Genomic DNA, 21,766 nt, shown 5'->3' with positions numbered 1-21,766 from the left:
AACTGTCGGATTCGAGAGATCGCGCTCGGGGCGGTATTCTGCCGTTTGAATCAGCGAGCCTGGCCTCCGCGGAGAAAGACCTGTAGCGGATCGTCCGGCCAGCGCCCGCCGCGGATCTTCAAGCCCGTGTAGAGGCCATCGTCCCACCGGCAGGTCGAAACCGTGTTCCGGTTCCAATCCATGACATAGGTCCGGTGCGAGACCCGCCACGCGCCGTCTCGCCGCTCAAGAAGGTCAAGGTAGCGGCCGCCCACCACCATCTCCAGCCCGCCATCGTCGCCGTCGAGTTCGTGAAAGGCCTGGCAGTAGGTCTCGGCCCGAGCGCGGTCGCCGTCCACCTCGATCAGCATGTTGCTGAGCGCGTGCTGGGTGCGGCGCATGCCCCTCAACGCCGCCACTGTCGCCCGCGCCCACTGATGGGCGTTCTGGGGGCCCGATCCATAGTCGGCCGTCGCCTCGGGCCAGAACACAGCGAGCAGCGTTTCGATGTCGCAACGATCTATGCCCCGCGAATACCGCGCCAGGACGTCGGCGATCTTCTGCTTGGCGATCACCTCACGCAGCTCGGCGGCGTCGATTTCATCGGCTCGAGGCATGGCTGTCTCCGGCGCGGCGAGCGTCAAAGCGCGCGGACGCGGTCGCGCTGGTTGCTGAGATCCTGGTCGCCGCGGTAGCCGATCAGCACGTCCGGCGACCCCTTCAGCCATTCGTCGGCGGCGGGCTCGGTGCGCGCCCAGTCGACCAGTTCGCTGCGATGGGCGATCTTCCAGACTCCATCGCGCCGCTCATAGCGGTCGACGTAGCGGCCGGCGATGAACAGGTCCTTTTCCGCGCCGTCCTCGACGATGCGATGAAAGGCCTGAAAGTAGATCTCGCCGAACCCCACGTCGCCTTCGACCTCGATCAACGCCTGGCCCATCATGTGGTGGTTGGAGAGGTGATCACGCAGGGCGTTCTGCGCGAACGAAACGAAGCCGTCGGGTCCGCCGCGGTAGAAGCCGTAGTCGGTGGTCGCGTCGTCCCAGAATACCGAGCGGTGCAGGGCCGGCATCAATCGGTCCTGGGCCCGCAGGTAGCGGCAGCACTGATCGTAGATCTCCTGGCGTGAGATCAAGGCGTCCAGGCGTGGGTCGGGATGGGGCGCGGTCACAGCGACAATCCTCCTGCGTTCAACCGACCGCCGGCGCGCCAATGAGCCGGACCTCGCCATTGTGAAAGGCCGGGATCGTCCCGCCGGTGGTCTGCCCGGCGTCCACCAGCAGCGTGTGGCCGGTCACGAAGCGGGCTTCGTCGCTGGCCAGATAGAGCATGGCGTAGCCCGGATCCTCAGGCGCGCCGGCGATCCCAAGCGGCGAGCCGGCGGCGATGCGTTGACGGGTGCCTTCGAGGTCGGCGGCATCGCCGGTGAGCAGCGAGGCGGTCATCGCGGTGACGGTATTACCCGGCGCCACGGCGTTCACGCGGATACCGTACTGGGCCAGTTCCGAGGCGGCGGATTTGGTCAGGCCGACCACGCCGTGCTTAGCGGCGGTATAGGCGTGAGGACCAAGACCGCCCATCACCCCCGCGGTGCTCGCCACCGAAAGAATGGAACCCCGGCCTCGGGCCGTCATCACCCGGGCGGCATGCTTGATGCCTAGGAAGGCGCCTGTGAGCAGGATGGCGAGGGTGCGGTTCCAGTCCTCCAGCGGCGTGTCCTTGATCGGCCCGACCGCGCCGATGATGCCCGCGTTGTTGACCATCACGTCCAGCCCGCCAAAGGCCGCGACCGCCAGATCGACGCAGGCGGCGACATCCGCCTCGGAGGTCACGTCGGTTCGAACAAATCGCGCGCGCGGCCCAAGTTGGCCGGCCAGCGCCGCGCCGGGCCCCTCCTGCATGTCGGCAATCACCACCGAGGCCCCCTCAGCGTGGAAGAGCCTGGCCGTGCCCGCGCCGATGCCACTGGCCGCGCCGGTGATCACCGCGACCTTGTCTTTCAGCCGATCGGCCACGCGTGAAGCTCCATCTCAGTCGTCATTTGGCTTCCCAGGCCCGCGCCTTGTCGAGCGCGGCGCGGAAGGGACCCAGGCAAAGCAGCAGGGCAATCGCCGCCAGAGGGTAGTTGATCGCCGCCATCAGGCTCAGGCTGCCGCCGAGCGACGTCCCACCGAACACCTTGTCGCTGATCAAACCGCCCAGCAGGGGGCCGAGCGCCAGGGAGATTGCGTTCACCACCAGCGAATAGAGCGCGATGATCCGGCCCTTCAGCTCGTTCGGCACGATAAACTGCAGCGCGGTCATCCCCAGCGCGCCCGGCCACCCCATCAGGAAGGTGATCGGCAGCAACAGAAGCAGGGTCTGCCAGGCCAGCGGAACCAGGGGCATGGCAATGGCCAGCGGCATGAGCGCCAGGATGCAGAAGAGCACCAGACGCATGGTGGCGTCCGCCGAGCCTCGGGCCACCAGCCGCGACGCGAGCCGCCCGGAGACAATGCTGCCGGCCAGCCCCAGGCCAAAGGCCATCAGGCCATACTTCAGGCCGGCCTCCGCCCGCGGCAGGCCCCGCTCACGAACCAGGAACTCGATGACCCAGAAGAACAGGCCCCAACCCTGGACCGACATGGCGATATAGGCCGTGAAGTGCAGCGTCAGGAACCGGCGTCGCTCGCCCAGAAAGGTCAGGACCTGGCGCGAGGTCATCGGCGCCTGTCCGTCCTCGGTCGCCCGGCCCTTGCGCGCGGGTTCGCGCAGGGTCGCAAAGCCCACCAGCGCCATCATCACGCCGAGCAGTCCGAGCAGGAGGAAGATCGCCTGCCATGACCTCACCGCGCCGAGCAGCGGCAGGACCAGCGGCGGCGCGGTTTCAAAGTACTGCGCCAACTGCCCGCCGCCGATGCTGGCGACGCCCACCCCGAAGAACGGCGCGGCGGTGAACAAGCCGATCGCCATCGGCAACTTCCGCCTCGGCAGCAGGTCCGACATCATCGAATAGGCCGCCGGACCCAGCGCCGCCTCGCCAAGGCCCACGCCCATTCGCGTCAGAAACAGCGTCGCGAACTGGCCGACCATCCCGCAGGCGGCGGTCATCGCGCTCCAGAAGGCAATCCCGCCCGTGATCACAATACGGCGTGAGCGCTTGTCAGCGATCCAGGCCGCCGGGACAGTGCCGACCGAATAGAGCAGGCTGAAGGCGACGCCGCCCAGCAGGCCCATCTGGCTGTTGCTGAGATCCAGGTCGCGCTGGATGGGCCCGATCAGTACCGCGAGCACCTGTCGGTCGACGCTCGATAGCGTGGCGGCCACCGTCAGGAAGGCGACCACGTACCAGGCGTAGGCGCCCGTCCGCGCCTGCGCGCCCGGAGCCGATGTCAGGCCAGGCGCGGCGGCCTCGCGCGTCTCGGAGATCTCGGCCAAGGGTTCAGTCCCGCAGATAGGTGTCGAGGGTCATATGCACCCGCCGCGTGCGGGCTTCCTGGTAGTTGCCCAGGGTCTGCCCACGCTTGCGGGACGCCTGCATCCCTTTGTACTGCATGGCTAGGTTGTCGGTGTCCTGGTCGTAGACGAACCCAAGGCCCGCGCTCATCCCCGGCGCAGAGGCGTAGGACTCGCCAGGCGTGAGCCGGTGCGGTGCGGGGGCTTCGGGGCGCGCCTCGCCGGGCGACAGGGGGCGCAGGAACAGCAGATCGAACAGCGTCCTGCCCGGGTCCGATCCCAGGGGGCGAAAGCGATAGATCATCGGCAGGCCGACGCCGGGGAACAGGAACATGTTGGGGAACAGGTGGTATTCGATGGAGTCCAGCATCTCGCTGTCGGAATAGCCGGACAGGTCCAGGCCCCACGCGGCGCCGAGGCTCTTGCGCAGGTGTTCGGAGGCGACCGATCGCGCCAGTCGGCCTTCGGGAACCGTCGCCCCCTCGGGCGCTGAGCGCATCTTGTCGAGAATCTCCTGCTGGGTCAGCGGCCGGGTGAAGTGCGGACTGGGGTGGCCGATGGTGTGGACGAACCGACTGACGGTGTCGCCGAAGATATCGTACTGGGCGTTGGCGTCGGCGGCGGTCGGCAGGGCCTGGGTGTGAGTGGCGAACACGTGATAGGCCTCGAGAAACGCCTCCTGGGCAGCCTTCCAGTTGGTCTCGAGTTCCTTTTCGATGTGCAGCACCGTGTAGCGGTTGGCGAGATCCCAGCCGTCCTTGAGGTGATCGGGCAGAACGCCGAGGTGCTCGGCCAGGGGTCCGGCGTTCGGATCCATGTTGATGAACACAAAGCCGCCCCAGCGCTCGACCTTCACTTCCGGCAGCCGATAGGCCTCATCGGTGACGTGGGGGAAGTCCCAGCGGCAGGGCACGTCCTTCAGGCCGCCGTCCAGGTTCCAGGTCCAGCCATGGAAGGGGCAGCGTAGGACTGGTGCGACGCCCCGGCTGTCTGAGGGGCGGAACTGGGTGCCGCGGTGCAGGCAGGCGTTGATGTAGCCCTTGATCTGATCCGGTCCGCTCCTGACCAGGATCACCGAGTGCGGACCCACATCGTACGTCAGGTAGTCGCCGACGTTGAGCAAGTGCTCTTCCCGGCAGGCCCATTGCCAGACCCGCGGCCACAGCTTGGCCACCTCCTCGTCGAAGAAGGCTCGCGACGTATAGCGGTCATAGGCAATGTCGGCGTCGCCGAGGAAGGCATAGCTTGAGGCGGTCAGCGTCGGCGGCGTCGGCTGTCCATCGGCAAGGATCAAATCGCGGGTCGAGGGGCCAGGACAGCGCGCGTCGCCAGGGCGCAGCGCGGCGTCCCCCGGAGCGTTGGCAAGGTCGTCGGCCATCGGATCCTCCCGTCGGTGGGCGGTTACGCCTCTTGCAGCGCCGTCGAATTCGCCGGGCGCCTGCGACCTGTCGCCGCGATCAGGCCGATAGGAAGAGCCGCTCCAGCGCGTCATCGTCAACGGCGATCAGGCGATCGACCCATTGGTGGAAAAGCTGGGCGCCGCCCTCGTTTCGCCCGAACAGAACCTGCTTGCGCCCACCGTTCTTCAGGGCCGACTGTTGGCGAAAGCCGGTGGCATAGTCTTCGTCGCGCACGACATGTTCGAGGAATGCGCATTGCCCATCGACCAGCGCGGACTCAGCCTCATCGGGGGCTCTGACCGTCAGGAAGATCTGGGTGGTGACAGACTCGCCCACGCTCGCCCCCGGCAGCAGTTGGGAAATCATCACCGTGCGCAGGCCGGCGTTAAAGTTGGCGATGGAGATATGCGGAAACACTGTCCAGACGCCATTCAGCATGTCCTCGGTCGACCAGTCCGCCTCGGCGATATTGTCGAAGTTGAGCAGGTCGGGACTAGGCGCCTGAACGCGCTGGTGCGGTCCCCAGGCGTAGTAGAGCGCCTGATTCAGCATCTGTTCGCCGAAGGTGTTCTTGTGAAGCACCGGGAGATGGTAAAAATCGAGGTACCCGTCGTAGGCGATCTTCCAGTTCGGGCCCGGGATGACCTGGCTGGAATGATAGTGCCAATCCTCAAACCCATAGTGCGCCAGCAGCTTGTCATAGCCGCTGAGGAACGCGTCGAAACTCAGCTTGCTGTCGGGATTGACGATCACCCAGATCAGCCCGGCGCGCTCGGTCACCGGCAACGGGGTGAGGCCAAGGCAGGATTTGTCGATCTCGCCGAAATCGTCGGCCGAGGCGACGCCCATCAGCTCGCCCTTCTGAGTGAACGTCCAGCCGTGATAGGGGCACATGAAGCGGCGCGCGTTGCCGCGCCCCTCCGCGGCGACGTTTGTGCCCCGGTGACTGCAGGAATTGATGAACGCCCGGACCACGCCGTCCTGGCCTCGGGAGATCAGGACGGGCACGCCCGCCGCGTCGAGGGCCTTGAAATCGCCCGGCTGCGGCATCTCCGCGGTCACCGCCAGCAACAGCGGCACGCGCTTGAAGATCTTCTCGATCTCCGCCTCGAAAATGGCCGGGTCGAAATAGCGGGCGGCGGGAAGCGCAACCACCGCCGGCGCCTTGGCCAGAGTGTGCGCCCGGGCGTGCGCCATGCCGTTGCGCACCATGGCGGAGAGCTCTGATCGGTCGACAATCTTGTTCATCGTATCGCTCCGGAACTCTGGTTGCGGCTGCGCCGCCGGCGGTCATTTGGCGGTGAAGAAGTCCGCCCTTGGCCGGCCCTCGGGATCGTAGACCGGCTCGACGAGGTCGACGCGGTACTTGCGGGTGACCGCCTGCTTGATGCCGACCGCCCCAAGGTGGGCCAGCATGCCCTGGTAGGGCTTGCCGGCGAGGTGGATCGCCAGATCGGACTCACTCGCCCAGTCCTCGAAAACGTTCACCCGTCCCGGCCGGCTGAGGTCTGCCGTCCAGGCATATTGCAGGCAGCCGGATTCAGCCAGGGCGGCCTCAATCAACGGACGGGCGTCGAACAGGGCCTTTTCCCGGGCCTCAGGCGCCAGGTCGATCTCCCCGGAAATCACAATTCTCATGGTCGTCCGCTTTCAGGTCTGATCGTGCAGGACGGTGTAGGCGCGGCTTGCGAACAGCCAGACGCCCGCCGTCTTCACCAGTTCGTCGTCATAGGCGCCGATGATCCGGCGCACACTGCCGGCGTGGTCGATCAGGACTTCCTGCGTGTAGACCCGAACGTTGGCCCGATCGCCGCGCACCTCGATCGCGCCGGGCGTGGCGAAGAAGCCGGCGACCGCAAAGCCCGCCATGGCCCCCACCCAGGCCGCCTTGATCTGCGCCTTGCCGGCGACGTCGATGCCGGGCAGCCGCCACACGCCATCCTCGCGCCAATTGGCGATCCAGGCGTCGGCGTCCTTGCGGAACACCGCGTCGCTGTAGGCCTCAATCCGCTCACGGATGGCGAGGCGGTCCTCCACGGGCCCGTCAAACATCGATCATGCGCTCCCAGCGCGCGGCCGCAGGTCGCCGGCGAAATTGGCGTAGGACGCGTCCGCAGTCCCCCGCTGGCCAAACATCCATCCGGGGCTGGCGCCGCGGTCCCAGCTGTCGGTCGCCGGAGCCTGGGCGTTCCAGTCGTAGCAGGCCTGCCGATGCGAGAATCGCCATTCGCCGTCGCGCCGTTCGAAGCTGTCCAGGTAGCGGCCCGCGGCGACCATGTAGACATCCGGCCCCTGGGGCTGCGGCAGGGCATGGTGCGCGTTGAAGTAGCTCTCGCCGCGCGCCGTGTCGCCGGTGACCTCGATGAGCACGTTGCAGATGCAGTGCTGCGTGCGGGTCATCGTGGCCAGCAGCGGCAGCACCCAATCGACAAAGCCCGAGGCGGAGCCTCGATACCCGCCATGGTCGTCCGTGGCGTCGGGATGGAACAGGGACCGCAGCAGCGCCTCGTCGCATCGGTCGATGGCCCGCGCCAGGCGATAGACGAGCTCGACGCACGCCTGCTTGTCCAGCAGCCCACGCAAGTCCGTTTGCGCCATGGTCCGGCCTCTCCTGCAGGCGTCCGCGAGCCCTTCGACGCAAACCATCACTCACGCTGTTAGCCGACGCAAGTGACTTTAATCGCCGCCGAATAATTTCGGCGCCTACGCGTTGGGGGGCTTTACGCTCCCGGCCCTCACCCGCACCCGCGGTTTGGCCAGGTCGGCTTCGGCGTCCAGGCTGGGGATGCGCCAGAGCGTATGCAGCGCGATCCTGAGCGCCGCCAGGACCTCGGCGACCCGCTCGTCGCGCCGATCCGGGAAGATCTGGACAAACAGCCAGTCGTTCACCAGCGCCGTGAGGTCCCGCGCCGCCCGGAACTGCGGCGTGTCGGCCAGGTCGGCGTTGCCGAACAGCTGCCCCGTGAAGCGCTTGGCCTGAGCCTCGACGATCCGCGCGGCCTCCTGCAGCACAGGCCGCAGCGCCGGCGTCGTGCGCGCCGCCGTCAGCAGCTCGAGGTGCGCCACCCGGTAGCGGTCGGTGATCGGATTGGCGACCAGATCGATTGCAAATTCAACAAGATCACGGCCGGATGGCGGGTTCGCGGCATGGCTTTCATAGACCTCCCAGTTCCGGTGGGCGACGTGCTTGGCCAGCGCGATGACCACGTCTTCCTTGGTCGTGAAATAATACTGCAGACAGCCTCGGGTGACCCCGGCCAGATCGGCCACCCGCGCAATGTTGGTCCCGTGGAAGCCATACTGATTGAGGCAGTCCACGGCGGCCTCAAGGATCAGCGCGCGGGTCTGTTCGCTCTTGGGCGTCGCGCGGCGCGAGCGCGCGCTCCGGGGCGCCCGCAAAGGCGCGGCGACAACGTCCGAAGATGACACCAGTTTCAGATTGGCCATCGCCTCCGCTCATCGTCCGTCGCGCAAAGCGCCTCTGGGATATGCATTATCGCGTTTCTGCTTTTCAGCGATATTGCTTTTTTTTCGCCGCCGGTCAGAATTGCCATTCGACAGGACGGCGCTACTCGCCGGGGAGCGGACAATCATGGCCGATACACTGGAACCTCGCGGGGCGGTCGCGCGCGGTCTCGCCGACATCTCCAAGGCGCCCGAAATGCGGCTCGGCGACCGCCCGATCACGCCCGATCGCTACTTTTCGTCGGAGTTCGCCCGCAAGGAGTGGGAAAAGGTCTGGACGCGGACCTGGCAGATCGCCGGCGTGAAGCGCCAGTTGGTCAAGTCCGGCGATTTCATCACCACCACGCTCGGCCCCGAGACCATCCTGTGTGTGCTGGGCGACGATGGCAAGACCCGGGCCTTCTACAATGTCTGCCAGCATCGCGGCATGCTGCTGATGGCCGAAGAACAGGGCCACGCCCGCCGGCTGGTCTGCCCCTATCATGGCTGGGCCTACGACCTCAAAGGCGAGCTGCGGACCGTGCCCGACGAGCTGGATTTCGCCCAGGGCAGCCCCTGCGGCAAGCTCAACCTGGTGGAGATCCCCTGCGAGGTCTGGGCCGGATTCGTCTGGTACAACATGGACCCCAACTGCGCCTCGCTGCGCAGCTACATGCATCCCATCGCCGACCAGATCGACACCTATCCGATGGACGACATGGTCCGCACCCACTGGGTGACGCTGGAGGGCGACTTCAACTGGAAGCTGGTCCAGGACAATTTCAACGAGTCCTACCACGTGCCCTTCGTCCATCCCCAGACCAAGTATGTGATGGAGTATGCGTATCCGTTCAGCCAGTTCGACCTCTATCCCAGCGGCCACGCCCGGATGCTGATGCCCGGCGCCGGGCCGACCAAAATGCTGCAGGGCGGTGAGGACGAGACGCTGAAATCCATGACCGAGGAACTGAACTTCTGGGGCCTGGATCCGGATCAGTTCCGGGGCGGCAAGACCGGTGAGATACGCGTGGCTCTACAGCGTCAGAAGCGCCTGCTGGGCGCCGAAAAGGGCTTTGATTTCTCTACCTATCACGACGCCCAGCTGACCGATCACTGGCACTTCACGATCTTCCCGAACCTGTCGTTCAGCCTGAAGCCGGACGGCAATATCTGGCTGCGCGCGCGGCCGCACGAGTCCGACCCGCAGAAGTGCTACTTCGACATGTGGTACATGACCTTGTTCCCCAAGGGTCAGACCAAATACTTCTCGCAGAGCATGAGCGATTGGGTCGACGTCAACGTGCCGGCCCCACATCTCCAGGGCAAGCTGGGCGAAGTCTCTATGGGTCCGGGCATCGACCAGGACCTGTCCGTTTGGTTCGGCCAGCAGAAGGCGCTGCACTCTCGCGGCTACCGGCGCGACTATCTCGCCGGACAGGAAAGCCGCGTGCGGTTCTTCCATGAAAATCTCGAACGCTGGATGCTGGAGTAGGCCAGATACCGCACCAGAACAAACAATCACGATTGTCGGTTTTAGGCGGCGCTGCTAGGCTCGAGGGGTCAGTCGCGAGCGCGCTGGCCGACCCGGACAGACGCGCCGCGCCAGATGCGACCCTCCACTTGAGGAACTACGATGTCCGAGGTCACGCCCATCCGCATGCCAAAATGGGGTCTCTCCATGCAGGAGGGTGCCATCGTCGAGTGGTGCAAGGCCCAGGGCGACACCATTGCCGAGGGCGACGACCTGGTGGACATCGAGACGTCCAAGATCACCAACGTCTGCGAAAGCCCGGCGGCGGGCGTGCTGCGCCGGATCGTCGCGCAGCCGGGAGAGACCCTGCCGGTCGGCGCGCTGATCGGCGTGCTTGCCGCCTCAGTGACTCCTGAAGCCGAGATCGACGCCTACATCGCCGATTTCCAGGCAAACTTTACGCCCGAGGAGAGTGCCGAGGCCGACGGCGCAGGGCTGGCGACCACCATGGTCGAGGCGGCGGGCAGAACACTGCGGGTCGCGCGGCTGGGCCCGGAAGAGGGCACGCCGGTCGTGCTGATTCACGGCTATTCCGGCGACCTGAACAACTGGATGTTCAATATCGAGGAGCTGGCCGCCCGGAACCCCGTCATCGCCCTGGATCTGCCGGGTCACGGCGGCTCGACCAAGGACGTCGGCGACGGATCGCTGCGCACCCTGGCGGACAGCGTCGGCGCGACGCTCGACGTCCTGGCTGTGAGCCGCGCGCACCTGGTCGGCCATTCACTTGGCGCGGCCGTCGCCGCGCGCCTAGCGGCGGACCGCCCTGGGCTGGCGGCGTCGCTGACGCTGATCGCGCCGGCGGGGCTCTCCGCGTCGCCGATCTCGGAGGAATTCCTCATCGGCGTCATCGAAGCGCAGCGCGCCAAGGACCTCCGGCCGGTGCTGGAATTGCTGCTCGCCGATCCCGCCGCCGTCACCAAGGACATGCTCGACGACATGATCAAGTTCAAGCGTTTGGACGGCGTCGAGGAGGCGCTATCGGCGCTTCGCGACCGGATGATCGAGGGCCATGACGCGGCGAGCCTGCGCGCCGATCTCGCGAAGATCCCTTCAGCCCTGGTCATCGCCTCCCGCGAGGACCGGATCGTCGGCGCGCCGGATGAAGCCGCCCTGCCCGCGGGCTTCACGGTGGCCTGGATCGCAGGGGCCGGGCACATGCCGCATCTGGAGAAGTCGGGAGAGGTGAACGCGTTGCTGGCGGGGCAGGTCGGCGGCGCCTGACTTAGAGCGTCGGCATGGCGGGACTCACTCGCCAAGCGCCTTGATCGCGCCGCTGCGCAACATCAGGATCGCGCTTGAGATAAAACCGCGCAGCCGGACGCGGCGCTCGCGATCCTCCCAGATATCGCGGTTCAGCAGCAGCCCCTGCATGCCCGCGATACAGAAATCCATGGCCAGGTCATAGGCGCCTGGATCGCCCTGCCACTCTGGAAAGGCGCGGACAACCTCGGTCCGTTCGATCCGCTCGTAGTGTCGCGCCTTTGGCAGGAAGGTCTCGCGCAGCTCCGCGTCGGTCCGCGCCGCCATCATCAGTTCCAGATAGGCGCCGAACTCCCGGGTCAACAGGCTCTGCCAATAGATCTCCATACCGGCGTTGCGGCCGATACGTTCCTCCTCGGACAGGTTGCCGATGGCGGCCAGGAAGTTCTCCATGCGCTTGTAGAACGTGTACTCGATGACCGATGCGATGAGGTCCTGCTTGGTGGCGTAGTGATGCAGCATCGCCCCACGGGAAATCCCCGCCATCTGGGCGATCAGTTGTGTAGTCGTGCGGGCAAATCCGTTCTGCTGCAGGCAGTCGATAGCGGCCTCGAGGATGGCCAGCCGCGTCTGTATGCTCTTCCGCCGCTGCCAGTTCTGGCCCTCAGCGTCGAGCCCCTCGGGCTCCAGCTTCGCCAGCTCCAACGTCGCCCAATCCTGCATTCGCAAATTCCCGCCAGTGTTGGCCGCGTCCGACTCGTTGCCATACCCTAACACAACGCCTCGAAGCCGGATTTCGGGTGAATTGCCGATAGACGAGGGACAGTGATCGCCTATAGTGCCCGATAACAAACAGTCAGGCTGGCTTTTTGCGGTCTGAACAAGCAGAAGATGGCGGGAGTGGGACAATGGATCTTGGCTTGAAGGGTCTGAAGGCCATCCTGGCGGGCGCCAGCAAGGGTATTGGCCGGGCCACCGCCGAGGCGCTCGCCGCCGAAGGCTGCAATGTCGCCGTCTGCGCCCGGGGCGCGGAAGGCGTGGACGCCACTGTCGCCTCGCTAAAGGCCAAGGGCGTCAAGGCGTTCGGCGAAAGTGTCGATATGGCCGATGGCGACGCCTACAAGGCCTGGGTTGCGCGGGCCGCCGAGGCGCTCGGCGGCTGCGACATCTTCATCTCCTTCGCCTCCGCCGGCGGCGGGCCGGCCAGCGAAAAAGCCTGGAAGGCGGTCTTTGAGCTGGATCTGCTGGCCACTTATCGCGGCGTCGAGGCGGCGTTGCCCTACCTTGAGAAATCAAAGGCCGGCTCGATCATCGCGGTGTCCTCCACCGCGGCGCTGGAAGAGTTCCTGGGCCCCCAGTCCTACAACGCCATGAAGGCCGCGGTGATCAACTACGCCTCGGCGCTGAGCCAGCAGCTCGCGCCCAAGCAGATCCGGGTCAACACCGTCTCGCCGGGGCCCATCTTCATCAAGGGCGGCTCCTGGGACATGATCAAGACCCACATGACCCCGCTCTACGACCAGACCGTCAAGGCCGTGCCGATGGGACGCCTGGGCAATGGCGAGGAGGTGGCCAACGCCATCGCCTTCATGGCCTCGCCGGCCTGTCCGTTCATGACCGGGACCAATCTGGTCATCGATGGCGGCGTCACCAAGCGCGTCCAGTACTAGGCTCACGCCGGTGAGCGAAACGCCCAGAAAGCGCCTCAACGCGGTCCTGGTGGCCGGGGGCAAGTATCACGACATAGACTTCGCTCGCCTGGAGATCCTGAAGCTGCTCGGACAGGATGACCGGGTGCGGGTGCGGGTGTTCGAGGACTATTCGAATCTCGCCGCCATCCGCGCCGCCGACTTCCTCGTCACCTACACCTGCGACGTGATCCCCCGGCTGGATGAACAGGAAGCCCTGCGCGCCTGGCTGGAAAACGGCGGCCGTTGGTACGCGCTGCACGGCACCAACTCGATCCTGCGTTTCCTGGCCAATGGCCAGGTCGACAGCCCCCGCTGGGCGCCGCACTTCATGGAAACGCTCGGCTCCATGTTCATCGCTCACCCGTCGATCGCGCCCTACACCGTCACCGTCGCCGACCCGGGTCACCCGCTGGTTCAGGGGATCGAACCGTTCCAGGCCGACGATGAGCTCTATCTGTCGGAGACCTACGGCCACCTCCACGTCCTGCTGGACACCGAGTTCGAGGGCGAGGCCACCGGCTTCGTGGAGCACGCTTGGCCCAAAGCGCGCCATCCGGTCTTCTATCTGCACCCGGTCGGCAAGGGCGAGGTGCTCTATCTGACCCTGGGCCACTGCCGCGGTCACTACGACATGCAGCCGATGATCGAGTTCTATCCGGCGCCGGAAAAAGGCTCCTGGGCGCTGCCGGTGTTCTACGAATTGCTGGGTCGCGGCCTGGAGTGGGCCAAGACGCGGACCGACGTGGGAGCCGGAGCATGAGCGTCTTTCTGATCGCCACCATCGAGGTCAGGGCCTCTCTCTTCGGGCCGTTCACCGAGGCGATGGGCACGCTGCAAGCCATCGTCGAGTCGGCCGGCTGGAAGCTGGCCAGCGCCTATGTGCTGCGGACCGGGCAGCTCAACACCGTCATCGATGTCTGGGAGCTGAACGATCACAACCACATGAACGCCGGTTTCGCCGCTGTCGGAATGGATCCCCGCGCGGCCGGCATCCAGGGCGTGCTGCAGGACGCGATCATCAAGGAAACCCTCACCTTCGCCGACGCGATCAGCTACCCGAAGCCGACGTAGGGCGAGGGACGGCTGGGGCGCGGATATGCCCCCACGCTGTCATCCCGGTTTCGCCATAGGCGAAGACCGGGACCCATACGCTCCGTGGCGACAGACGGAACGCGGCGGCGCAGCGCGCAATCCCAATGATCTGGCGATTTTGGGTCCCGGTCTTCGCCTGCGGCGAAACCGGGATGACAACGTGGAGGAAGGGTTGCGAGCTTCCCCCTACCCCAGGCGTCGAACCGGATCCGTCCCGTCCCAGCCGCGTGCAGCGTCACGCATCATCCCGAAGAACTCGCGGCCGCCGGCCCCGGTCTTGAGAATTTCCACCATCGTCCCGGGGCCGCCGCCCGTATCGACGTAGATCACCTCGCCACCGCCCGCGACCTTGCCCTCCTGGACAACCACCGCCCCGGCCCGGGCGCAGACGTCCCTCGCCGCGGCCATGTCGTCGACCAGGATACAGACATGGTGCAGGCCTTCGCGGCCCTCGTCGCGCCAGGCCTTGTAGATCGACGGCGCGTCGTTGTGCTGGCGGATCAGCTCGATCTGGACGTCGCCCCAATAGCCGATGACCATCGAGAAATCGATCTGGGCCGGCGCGCCGCGATACTTCAGGTCCTGCAGCTGCACGTGATCCAACGCGAAGAACGGCCCGACGCCCATGGTCTTGGTCCAGAACGCCAGGGCGGCGTCAAAATCGGCGGGCACATAGGCGATCTGCATCACCGTCCCCAGAGAGGTAATCGATGCGGCGCTCATTCGGCGGCCTCCAGCCTGGGCGAGACGGTGGGCAACGGCATGCCAATGGCCTCCGAGATGGAGCGGTGAACGTTCTGCAAGGCCATCTCCTGTCGGCCGTAGACGACGCTTGACCCCGGTGGCAGGGCGCTGAGGTTGCCCCACCCCTGGGCCGCGACGACATAGTCCTCGGTCTCGACCACGTGGGCGGTGGCGTCGTAGGCGGCCTCGACCTCCTGCCGGTATTCCGCCGAGTGCACGCCTTTGGGCGCGTATATGGTCTTGTGCGTCACCGTCTCGCCGGGAGCCTCGCCGGGGAAGTGGCGGAAGGTCGTGTAGTAGCCCTTGCCGGGGGCCACCGCGCCCGCGAACAGTATGGTGTTGGGGAAGATGTAGTGGATGCCGCCGATCCGGTGTTCCACGCCCCACTCGCTCTCCGGCAGGTCCAGCCATGCCTCCTGCTCGCGGCCGACAAAGAGCACGCGGTGGTGCGGTCCGAACCGGTCGTAGACGGTGATGTCGTTGCGGAAGAACGGCGCCAGGGTCTGTTTGTGCAGCGCGGCGAAATGATAGCCTTCGCCGTAGGTGTCGAGGGCGTATTTCCAGTTGGCCTTCACCGGCAATTGGCCGGACTTGACCGGCTCGGCCTGCTCGAGTTGCAGCAGCTCCAGCTCGGCCGCGAACGTCCCGAGATGAGCGTCGATGTCCATGATCGATCCGGGCGTCGCCTGCACGAACACCAGCCCGAACCGCTCGGCCGCCGGCACCGATACCAGGCGATCGTTGCCGCACAGCGCATCGTCGAACCGCTCGGCCTCCGGCGCCGCGGCCAGCTTGCCGTCCAGGCCATAGGACCAGCCATGGAACCAGCAGGTGAACAGCTTGGCGTGGCCGCCGGCCTCGCGAACCAGGCGCGCGCCGCGATGCACGCAGATGTTGAGAAAGGCCCTGACGCCGCCATCTGCGCCGCGGACGACGACGATCGGAACCCCGGTCTCATCGAAGGTGCGAAAGCTGCCGGGGCCCGGAAGTTCACGCGACAGGCACGCCACCAGCGGAGTCTCGCGGAACAGCTTCTGGCGCTCGGCGGCGTGCCGCGCCGGGTCGGTATAGACGCTGACGTCGTTGCGCATCGGCCGCTCCGCCAGGTCGCTCGTACCCTGGCGAATGTGCTCGACGACCCGCCGGCCGAGCCGCAGTCGGGTCTCCAGAAGTCGGTCCTCGAAACTTGCCATTTCGCCCTCCTTGGGGCCGATTTCGACGCCACGTTCGCGAGGCGCCAGGGCGTTGCGGGTCCTTGGCTCGACGCTTTCGATCAGCCGCCGATCGTTCGATCCGTGGGCCAGTAGGGCCGCATCAGCGAGCGCTTGTTGATCTTGCCCATGGCGTTGCGTCCGAGATCGTCGACGAACTCATAGCTCCGGGGGCACTTGTAGCCGGCGAGGTGCTCGCGGCAGAAAGCGTCCAGGTCTGCGCCGGCCGGCGGGCTGGTGGGCTCGGCCGCCATCACCAGCGCCTTGACCTCCTCGCCCATCTCGGCGTTCGGTACCCCGATCACCGCGACATCGGTCACGCCCGGATGCCGGATCAGCACCAGTTCGGCTTCCGCCGGATAGATGTTCACCCCGCCGCTGACGATCATGTCCGAGACCCGATCGGTGATGAACACATAGCCCTCGTCGTCGGCGTAGCCCATTTCGCCCAGGGTGAAGACGCCCGGCGCGATGTGGGCGGCCGCGGTCTTCTCCGTGTCGTTGTGGTAGATGATGCCGCGTCCCGTGGTGTCTCTGAAGTACAGCTGGCCCACCGCGTTTGGCCCCAGGGTCTCGCCGGACTCCCCGACCACCATCAGCTCGAAGGGCGGCAGGGTCTTACCCACCGAGCCGGGCTTCCGAAGCCACTCCTCCGAGGTGATCATGTTGGTCGTGCCGGATTCGGTCCCACCATAGGCTTCCACCAGCACCGGCCCGAACCAGTCGATGATCGCGCGCTTGGCGTCCCTGGGGCAGGCCGCGCCGGTGTGGAACACGGCGCGGAGGCTCGAGACGTCATGCCGCGCGCGCACCTCGGCCGGCAGGGTCAAAAGCCGTTGGAAATGGGTCGGCACCATCAAAGTGCTGCTGATCCGATGGCGGGCAATGGTCTCGATCACCTTTTCAGGATCGAAGCGGCCCATCACCACCAAGGGCTTGCCGCCGCCCAATTGCCGGACCGAGCCCAAGGGGCCGGTATGATAGAGCGGCCCAACCGCCAGGCCCGGCCCTGGGGACGCAACCGCAGCCTGCTCCTTCAGGGCTTCGAAAAACTCCGCGACCGTCGCGGAGCGGGTGAACATGTTTGGCGGCGTTTCCGCGCCCTTGGGCTTGCCGGTTGTGCCGGACGTGTAGTGCAGGAACGGTCGTGGGGGCTGGTCCGTCGGCGGCGCGGCCGCCGACGCCTGCTCCAGCCAGCGGTCCCAGGCGATCACGCCGTCCGTCGCGCCGCGCCAGCCGATCACCTGATCGATACCGGCCATGGCCGCGGCCTGGACGCCGACGGCGGCGGTTTCGGGACCCACGAAGATCAGGCCGACGGAGCCGTCCTTGAGGATATAGGCCACCTCTTCGGCGGTCAGATGGAAGTTGATCGGGATCGAGGAGATCCCGGCGTGCAGGCCGGACAGGTAGGCGAGCACGGTCTCGGCGCTGTTGTTGGCGAACACGCCGATCCGCTGCCCGGGCGCGAGCCCGCTAGCGAGCAGGGCGTTGGTCGCCCGGTTGAGGACGTTGTCCAGCTGGGACCAGGATATCGCCTGACGCTCGTCCGCCAGCGCGAGGTCGTCCGGATGGGTTCTGGCCTTACCGGCGGCGGCTAGCGACATGTGCGGTCCATCCTAGAGCCCCAGGACCGCGCGCGAGAGGATGTTCCTCTGGACCTCGCTTGAGCCGCCGAAGATCGTCGAGGCGCGGGCGTTGAGGTACTGAGCCGTGGGCGCGACGGCGAACGCCGGGCCAACCGGTCCGGCCTCCCCGTCATTCGGCGCGGCGTCGCGCTGAAAGGGCGCGGCGTAGACACCGAGGATCTCGAGCACCAGTTCGGTAAGCTTCTGCGAGGTCTCGCTGCCACACACCTTCAGCGTCGAAGCGGTGGCGTCGCCGACATTGCTGCCAACGCCAAGGCTGGAGATCGCCCGCCGTTCGGAATAGTCCACGGCGGTGACCTGGATCTCCAGGTCGGTGAGCTTTCGGCGAAACGCGGGGCAGTCGAGCAGGCTTGCGCCGTCGACCGACGTGTCGGCCGCCATCCTGCGGATCCGCGCCAGGCCGCTGCGGAGCCGCGCGGCGTAGGAACCGCCGCGTTCGAACTCCAGCAGATACTTCGCGACGGTCCAGCCTTCGTCCTCCGGGCCCACCCGGTTTTCGACCGGCACGCGGACGTTCTCGAAGAACAGCTGGTTGACCTCGTGTTCCCCGGAGATCGAGATGATCGGGCGAACGACGATGCCAGGGGTCTGCATATCGACGAGCAGGAAGGTGATCCCAGCCTGGCGCTTGCCTTCGGTCCGGGTGCGAACCAGCAGGAATATCCAGTTGGCGTTCTGGGCGTGGGTGGTCCAGATTTTCGTCCCGTCAATCACGTAGTCGTCGCCGTCGCGCACCGCCCGACACTGCAGCGCCGCGAGATCCGAGCCCGCCCCTGGCTCCGAATAGCCCTGGCACCAATAGTGTTCGCCAGACAGGATGCGGGGCAGGAAGTGCGCCTTCTGGGCGTCGGTTCCGTAGCCGATCAGCACCGGCCCGCACATCTGCAGTCCCATGGCCGGTAGGGTGGGGGTTCCGGCCTCGGCGCACTCGCTGTCGTAGATATATTTCTGCACGATCGACCAGCCCGTGCCACCGTAGGCCTTCGGCCAGGAGGGTGCGATCCAGCCCTTCTTGAACAGGATCTGGTGCCAGGCGCGGTTCAGCGACGCCTCGGCGAAGACGCCCGACTGGCGACGCGCCGCTTCGCGCAGTTCCGGCGTGAACGCCGCGTCGAGGAAGGCGCGCACTTCATCGCGGAATGCCAGGTCTTCGGCGCTGAATGAGATGTCCATGGTGACTCCGCGGCCGGTCAGCGGTCGAATTCGACGTGCAGTTCGAGAACGCCGCGCAGCAGGATGTTGGGGCTGTATCGGAAGACGTTGCGACCGGCCTGGATGCGGGGGCTCTTCAGCCGATCGAGGACAATCCCGAAGGCCGTGACCATCTCCTTGCGCGCGAGCTGGGCGCCGATGCAGGTGTGAATCCCGGCGCCGAACGCCAGGTGGCCGCGCGCGTCCGGCCGTGACGGGTCAAAGGACTCGGGATCGGGGAAGCGGGTTTCGTCCCGATTGCCAGACCCATAGCGGACCAGGATCATTTCGCCCCCCTTGATCGGATATCCCCCGATCTCCGCATCCCGGGTCGCGATGCGCCACATGTTGTTGGTGGGCGACAGCAGGCGCAGGGTTTCCTCGACAAAGTCTGGAACGAGCGACCGGTCAGCCAGCACGCGCGCCAGGAGCTGCGGGTCGGAGACCAGATAGTACAGGCCGGTGGTGAGGGTATGGGCCGTCGTCTCATTGCCGGCGACCAGGAGCTGCTGGATGATCGACAGCAACTCCGAATAGTCCATCGTGCGCGGATCGCCCTCTTCGGCCAGTGTGGCATGCACCAGATCGGAGATCACATCCTCGGTGGGATTGGCCCGCTTCTGCTCGATGATCTCGATGAAGTACCGCTGGAATTCGTTGATGCGGCGCGACGCTTCAAGGCGGGTTTCGCGATCGGAGACGCCACCAAGCTGGACCACGAAGGCGTCGCTCCAGCGGTGGAACCGGTCCATGTCGGCGCGAGGCGCGCCCAGCGAGTCGGCGATCACGATCATCGGCAGATGATTGGCGAAGGCCGACTTGAACTCACACCGGCCGTCCGCGATGAATCCGTCGATCAGTTCATGGGCCACCGTCGCGACATAGGCGCCCATCGCCTCGACGCGCTTGTGCGTGAAGGCCTTCATCGCCAGCTTGCGGAAGCGCGTGTGCACGGGAGGGTCGGCGGTGAGCATGGTGTTGGCCACGGCGATGCCCTCGCTCATGATGGCCATCTCCTCCGGGTCCTGCGCACCGACCGACCCCCGCATCTGCCCGCCGAAATTGTTGGAGAACACCAGGGGCTGGCGGTTGACCTCCATGATCAGGTCATAGGTGGCGACCGAGACAATGCCGGTCTTGGGGTCCCGAAACACCGGCGCCTCCTGGCGCAGGCGTCGATAGTAGGCGTGCGGGTCCTGCAACAGATCGGGGTCAAAGATGTTAAACTCCGCCAGCGGGCGGCCCGCGACATCGGCCATCTGGGCTTGATCATCGGCCATGGTCGTCACTCCTCGAACTGGGGTTCAACCGCGAGAGCTCACGCGAGAAGGCCGCCATCGACCGCCAGGTCGGCGCCGGTGATGAAGCTTGCCGCATCGGAGGCCAGGAACACGATCGCCGCCGCCGGCTCGATCGGTCGGCCCAGGCGCTTCATCGGGTGGGCCTGAGCAAAGCCGCCGATCACACTCTCCCGCGTGGCGCCCCCGGCCTCTCCAGCCGCGATGTAGCCTTCGACCATCTCGGTGTGAATCGCACCCGGCAGCACGGCATTGACCCGAATGTCGTATCCCTGCTCCGCGCAATGCAGGGCGACTGCCCGCGTCAGCATCCGAACACCGCCCTTCGAGGCCGAGTAGGCCGGGAAGATGGCGCCGGCCTGGACCCCGAGCGTAGAGCCGAGGTTGACGATCGCCCCGCCCGTCCCCGCCTTGAGCGCCTCGACGCCCACCTTGCAGCCTAGGAAGACGCCTTCGAGATTGATCGCCAGGGTGCGCCTGAACCCTTCCAGGGTCTCCTGCTCGATGTTGGCCGGAACTGACACACCCGCCGAATTGACCACGGTGGTCAGAGCGCCGAAGCGCGCCTCGACCGCCTTCACGGCCTCCCGCCACGCCGCCTCCTGCGTGACATCAAGATCGACGAACATCGCCCGCTCGCCCAACGCCTCCGCCGCAGCCGCGCCCTTGGCCTTCTGGACGTCGCCGAGCGCGACCTTGGCGCCTTGCTCGACAAACAGGCGGGCGGTCGCATAGCCGATGCCGCTGGCGCCTCCGGAAATCAGAACGACCTTGGAGGAAAGCGACCCGTCGACCCCAGACATGGTTTCCACTCCCCAAAGCGCCGCCCGCCGCGCCAGCCTGGGCAGGCTCAAGGCGACGGCGGTTTCGAGCATAGACCGCCGGACATGATTTTTACAATCAGCCCTGACTTTTCTTTACCGCGCCGTCAAATCGGAGTGTTATCGGGCCGATATTCAAGGGCGCTGACCGACCATGAGCGACGCTGCCGAGACCCTGCTACTGGACGACCCTGCGCCCTACGTGCGCCGGCTGACCCTCAATCGGCCGGAGAAACGCAACGCGCTGTCCAACGAGCTGAGGTCGCGCATCTTTGCGGCGCTGGAAGCGGCCGACCGGGACCGCGAGGTCCGCGTCACCATCCTGCGGGGTGCGGGCGACTGCTTCTCGGCGGGCTATGACCTCGGCGGCGGCGCGGGTCCGCCTTACCCATTCCACACGGCTGGCGGGGCCGGCATCTGGGCCCGCCACGTCGTGGAAGGCTGCTTCAAGGTCTGGGACCTGGCCAAGCCGGTGATCGCCCAGGTGCACGGCTGGTGCCTGGCGGGCGGCTCCGAACTCGCCACATCCTGCGACCTGGTCTACGTCGCCGAGGACGCCCAGATCGGCTACCCGCCGGTGAGGATGATGAGCCCTCCCGACAACCAGTTCCACGCCTGGCTCTGCGGGCTGAGACCCGCCATGGAGATGATGCTGACCGGCGACGCCATGGACGGGCTCGAAGCGGTTCGCGTGGGCTTCGCCAACCGCGCCTTCCCGGCCGAACAGCTCGACGAGGAGGTGCTGAAGCTCGCCGCTCGGGTCGCGAAGATCCCCACCGACGTGCAGCAGATGAACAAGCGATCCGTCCATCGCGCCATGGAGATCATGGGCCTGCGCGCCGCCATCCGGGCCGGCACCGAAATCCAGGCTCTGGCGCTGACGACGGAGAGCTCGCGGGAGACTTTCGCCCGCTTCCGCGAGGGCGTCTCGCAGGCCCTCGACGCCCGAGACGGAGCCTTCGGCGACTATCGGACCCGTCGGTAGGGCGGCCCCCGACCAGGGGCTGCGGCGCCACCGACCCAGATTGCACATGTCGCCGGCATCGAGGCTGCAAATGGTTTCACATCGGGTCGCGG

Annotated in this window: 23 protein-coding genes; 6 read left to right on the top strand and 17 right to left on the bottom strand. The window is 66.4% G+C overall.

What is annotated here, in order from left to right; genetic code table 11:
• Window positions 1-50: 50 nt before the first annotated feature.
• From Q0R13_RS09855 to Q0R13_RS09810, 10 genes are all read right to left on the bottom strand, one after another.
• Complete coding sequence (locus tag Q0R13_RS09855; RefSeq protein WP_293903135.1) at window positions 51-596, bottom strand: nuclear transport factor 2 family protein; 546 nt, start codon at window positions 594-596, stop codon at window positions 51-53.
• Window positions 597-619: 23 nt separating this feature from the next.
• Window positions 620-1,150, bottom strand: a complete 531-nt coding sequence (locus Q0R13_RS09850) for a nuclear transport factor 2 family protein (protein WP_293903133.1) — start codon at window positions 1,148-1,150, stop codon at window positions 620-622.
• A 19-nt stretch (window positions 1,151-1,169) separates the two neighbouring features.
• Entirely contained in the window at window positions 1,170-1,994 is an 825-nt protein-coding gene (locus Q0R13_RS09845) for a glucose 1-dehydrogenase (protein ID WP_293903131.1), read from the bottom strand.
• Between the two features lie 22 nt (window positions 1,995-2,016).
• Window positions 2,017-3,396, bottom strand: a complete 1,380-nt coding sequence (locus tag Q0R13_RS09840) for an MFS transporter (protein ID WP_293903129.1) — start codon at window positions 3,394-3,396, stop codon at window positions 2,017-2,019.
• Window positions 3,397-3,400: 4 nt separating this feature from the next.
• A complete protein-coding gene (locus Q0R13_RS09835; protein ID WP_293903127.1) occupies window positions 3,401-4,792 on the bottom strand; it encodes an aromatic ring-hydroxylating dioxygenase subunit alpha in 1,392 nt (463 codons plus the stop codon).
• 79 nt (window positions 4,793-4,871) lie between these two features.
• Window positions 4,872-6,062: an aromatic ring-hydroxylating dioxygenase subunit alpha gene (locus Q0R13_RS09830; protein ID WP_293903125.1), complete on the bottom strand. Its 1,191-nt coding sequence runs from the start codon at window positions 6,060-6,062 to the stop codon at window positions 4,872-4,874.
• 42 nt (window positions 6,063-6,104) lie between these two features.
• Window positions 6,105-6,452, bottom strand: coding sequence for an antibiotic biosynthesis monooxygenase (locus Q0R13_RS09825; RefSeq protein WP_293903122.1), 348 nt, complete (start codon window positions 6,450-6,452; stop codon window positions 6,105-6,107).
• 12 nt (window positions 6,453-6,464) lie between these two features.
• On the bottom strand, window positions 6,465-6,866 hold the full coding sequence (locus Q0R13_RS09820; RefSeq protein ID WP_293903120.1) for a nuclear transport factor 2 family protein: 402 nt from the start codon (window positions 6,864-6,866) through the stop codon (window positions 6,465-6,467).
• Between the two features lie 3 nt (window positions 6,867-6,869).
• Complete coding sequence (locus tag Q0R13_RS09815) at window positions 6,870-7,412, bottom strand: nuclear transport factor 2 family protein (protein ID WP_293903117.1); 543 nt, start codon at window positions 7,410-7,412, stop codon at window positions 6,870-6,872.
• Between the two features lie 105 nt (window positions 7,413-7,517).
• A complete protein-coding gene (locus Q0R13_RS09810) occupies window positions 7,518-8,261 on the bottom strand; it encodes a TetR/AcrR family transcriptional regulator (RefSeq protein ID WP_293903114.1) in 744 nt (247 codons plus the stop codon).
• Between the two features lie 145 nt (window positions 8,262-8,406).
• Here Q0R13_RS09810 and Q0R13_RS09805 point away from each other — a divergent pair, with 145 nt between their 5' ends.
• Complete coding sequence (locus tag Q0R13_RS09805; protein WP_293903111.1) at window positions 8,407-9,750, top strand: aromatic ring-hydroxylating dioxygenase subunit alpha; 1,344 nt, start codon at window positions 8,407-8,409, stop codon at window positions 9,748-9,750.
• A gap of 141 nt (window positions 9,751-9,891) precedes the next feature.
• A complete protein-coding gene (locus tag Q0R13_RS09800; RefSeq protein WP_293903108.1) occupies window positions 9,892-11,013 on the top strand; it encodes an acetoin dehydrogenase dihydrolipoyllysine-residue acetyltransferase subunit in 1,122 nt (373 codons plus the stop codon).
• Between the two features lie 24 nt (window positions 11,014-11,037).
• Here Q0R13_RS09800 and Q0R13_RS09795 read toward each other — a convergent pair whose 3' ends face one another.
• The gene (locus Q0R13_RS09795; RefSeq protein WP_293903105.1) at window positions 11,038-11,715 is read right to left on the bottom strand and encodes a TetR/AcrR family transcriptional regulator; all 678 of its coding nucleotides are present in this window, start codon (window positions 11,713-11,715) and stop codon (window positions 11,038-11,040) included.
• Between the two features lie 185 nt (window positions 11,716-11,900).
• On the opposite strand from Q0R13_RS09795, the gene Q0R13_RS09790 reads away from it, so the two are divergent.
• Genes Q0R13_RS09790 through Q0R13_RS09780 form a run of 3 tightly spaced genes read left to right on the top strand, consistent with a single transcriptional unit; the run spans window position 11,901 to window position 13,754 of the window.
• Entirely contained in the window at window positions 11,901-12,662 is a 762-nt protein-coding gene (locus Q0R13_RS09790) for an SDR family oxidoreductase (protein ID WP_293903102.1), read from the top strand.
• Window positions 12,663-12,672: 10 nt separating this feature from the next.
• On the top strand, window positions 12,673-13,443 hold the full coding sequence (locus Q0R13_RS09785) for a ThuA domain-containing protein (protein ID WP_293903099.1): 771 nt from the start codon (window positions 12,673-12,675) through the stop codon (window positions 13,441-13,443).
• Entirely contained in the window at window positions 13,440-13,754 is a 315-nt protein-coding gene (locus Q0R13_RS09780) for a hypothetical protein (protein ID WP_293903096.1), read from the top strand. The genes Q0R13_RS09785 and Q0R13_RS09780 overlap by 4 nt, the downstream gene beginning before the upstream one ends.
• Window positions 13,755-13,961: 207 nt before the next feature.
• Here the strand turns inward: Q0R13_RS09780 and Q0R13_RS09775 are convergent, their stop codons facing one another.
• The 6 genes from Q0R13_RS09775 to Q0R13_RS09750 all read right to left on the bottom strand — a co-directional run bounded on the left by Q0R13_RS09775 (window position 13,962) and on the right by Q0R13_RS09750 (window position 20,743).
• Window positions 13,962-14,498 (bottom strand): VOC family protein, encoded by a 537-nt coding sequence (locus tag Q0R13_RS09775; RefSeq protein WP_293903093.1) that lies wholly within the window; start codon window positions 14,496-14,498, stop codon window positions 13,962-13,964.
• Entirely contained in the window at window positions 14,495-15,712 is a 1,218-nt protein-coding gene (locus Q0R13_RS09770) for an aromatic ring-hydroxylating dioxygenase subunit alpha (protein WP_293903090.1), read from the bottom strand. The genes Q0R13_RS09775 and Q0R13_RS09770 overlap by 4 nt, the downstream gene beginning before the upstream one ends.
• 80 nt (window positions 15,713-15,792) lie before the next feature.
• Window positions 15,793-17,337, bottom strand: a complete 1,545-nt coding sequence (locus tag Q0R13_RS09765; protein ID WP_293903087.1) for an AMP-binding protein — start codon at window positions 17,335-17,337, stop codon at window positions 15,793-15,795.
• 12 nt (window positions 17,338-17,349) lie between these two features.
• Window positions 17,350-18,552 (bottom strand): acyl-CoA dehydrogenase family protein, encoded by a 1,203-nt coding sequence (locus Q0R13_RS09760; protein WP_293903084.1) that lies wholly within the window; start codon window positions 18,550-18,552, stop codon window positions 17,350-17,352.
• 17 nt (window positions 18,553-18,569) lie between these two features.
• Window positions 18,570-19,850: a cytochrome P450 gene (locus Q0R13_RS09755; protein WP_293903081.1), complete on the bottom strand. Its 1,281-nt coding sequence runs from the start codon at window positions 19,848-19,850 to the stop codon at window positions 18,570-18,572.
• A gap of 38 nt (window positions 19,851-19,888) precedes the next feature.
• A complete protein-coding gene (locus Q0R13_RS09750; RefSeq protein WP_293903078.1) occupies window positions 19,889-20,743 on the bottom strand; it encodes an SDR family oxidoreductase in 855 nt (284 codons plus the stop codon).
• Between the two features lie 100 nt (window positions 20,744-20,843).
• Here Q0R13_RS09750 and Q0R13_RS09745 point away from each other — a divergent pair, with 100 nt between their 5' ends.
• Window positions 20,844-21,674 (top strand): enoyl-CoA hydratase-related protein, encoded by an 831-nt coding sequence (locus Q0R13_RS09745; protein WP_293903075.1) that lies wholly within the window; start codon window positions 20,844-20,846, stop codon window positions 21,672-21,674.
• Window positions 21,675-21,766 lie beyond the last annotated feature (92 nt).

The organism is Phenylobacterium sp. (assembly GCF_025351295.1).
In the GTDB taxonomy this organism is placed as follows: Bacteria; Pseudomonadota; Alphaproteobacteria; order Caulobacterales; family Caulobacteraceae; genus Phenylobacterium.
This window is presented reverse-complemented; position numbering and strand designations above follow the sequence as displayed.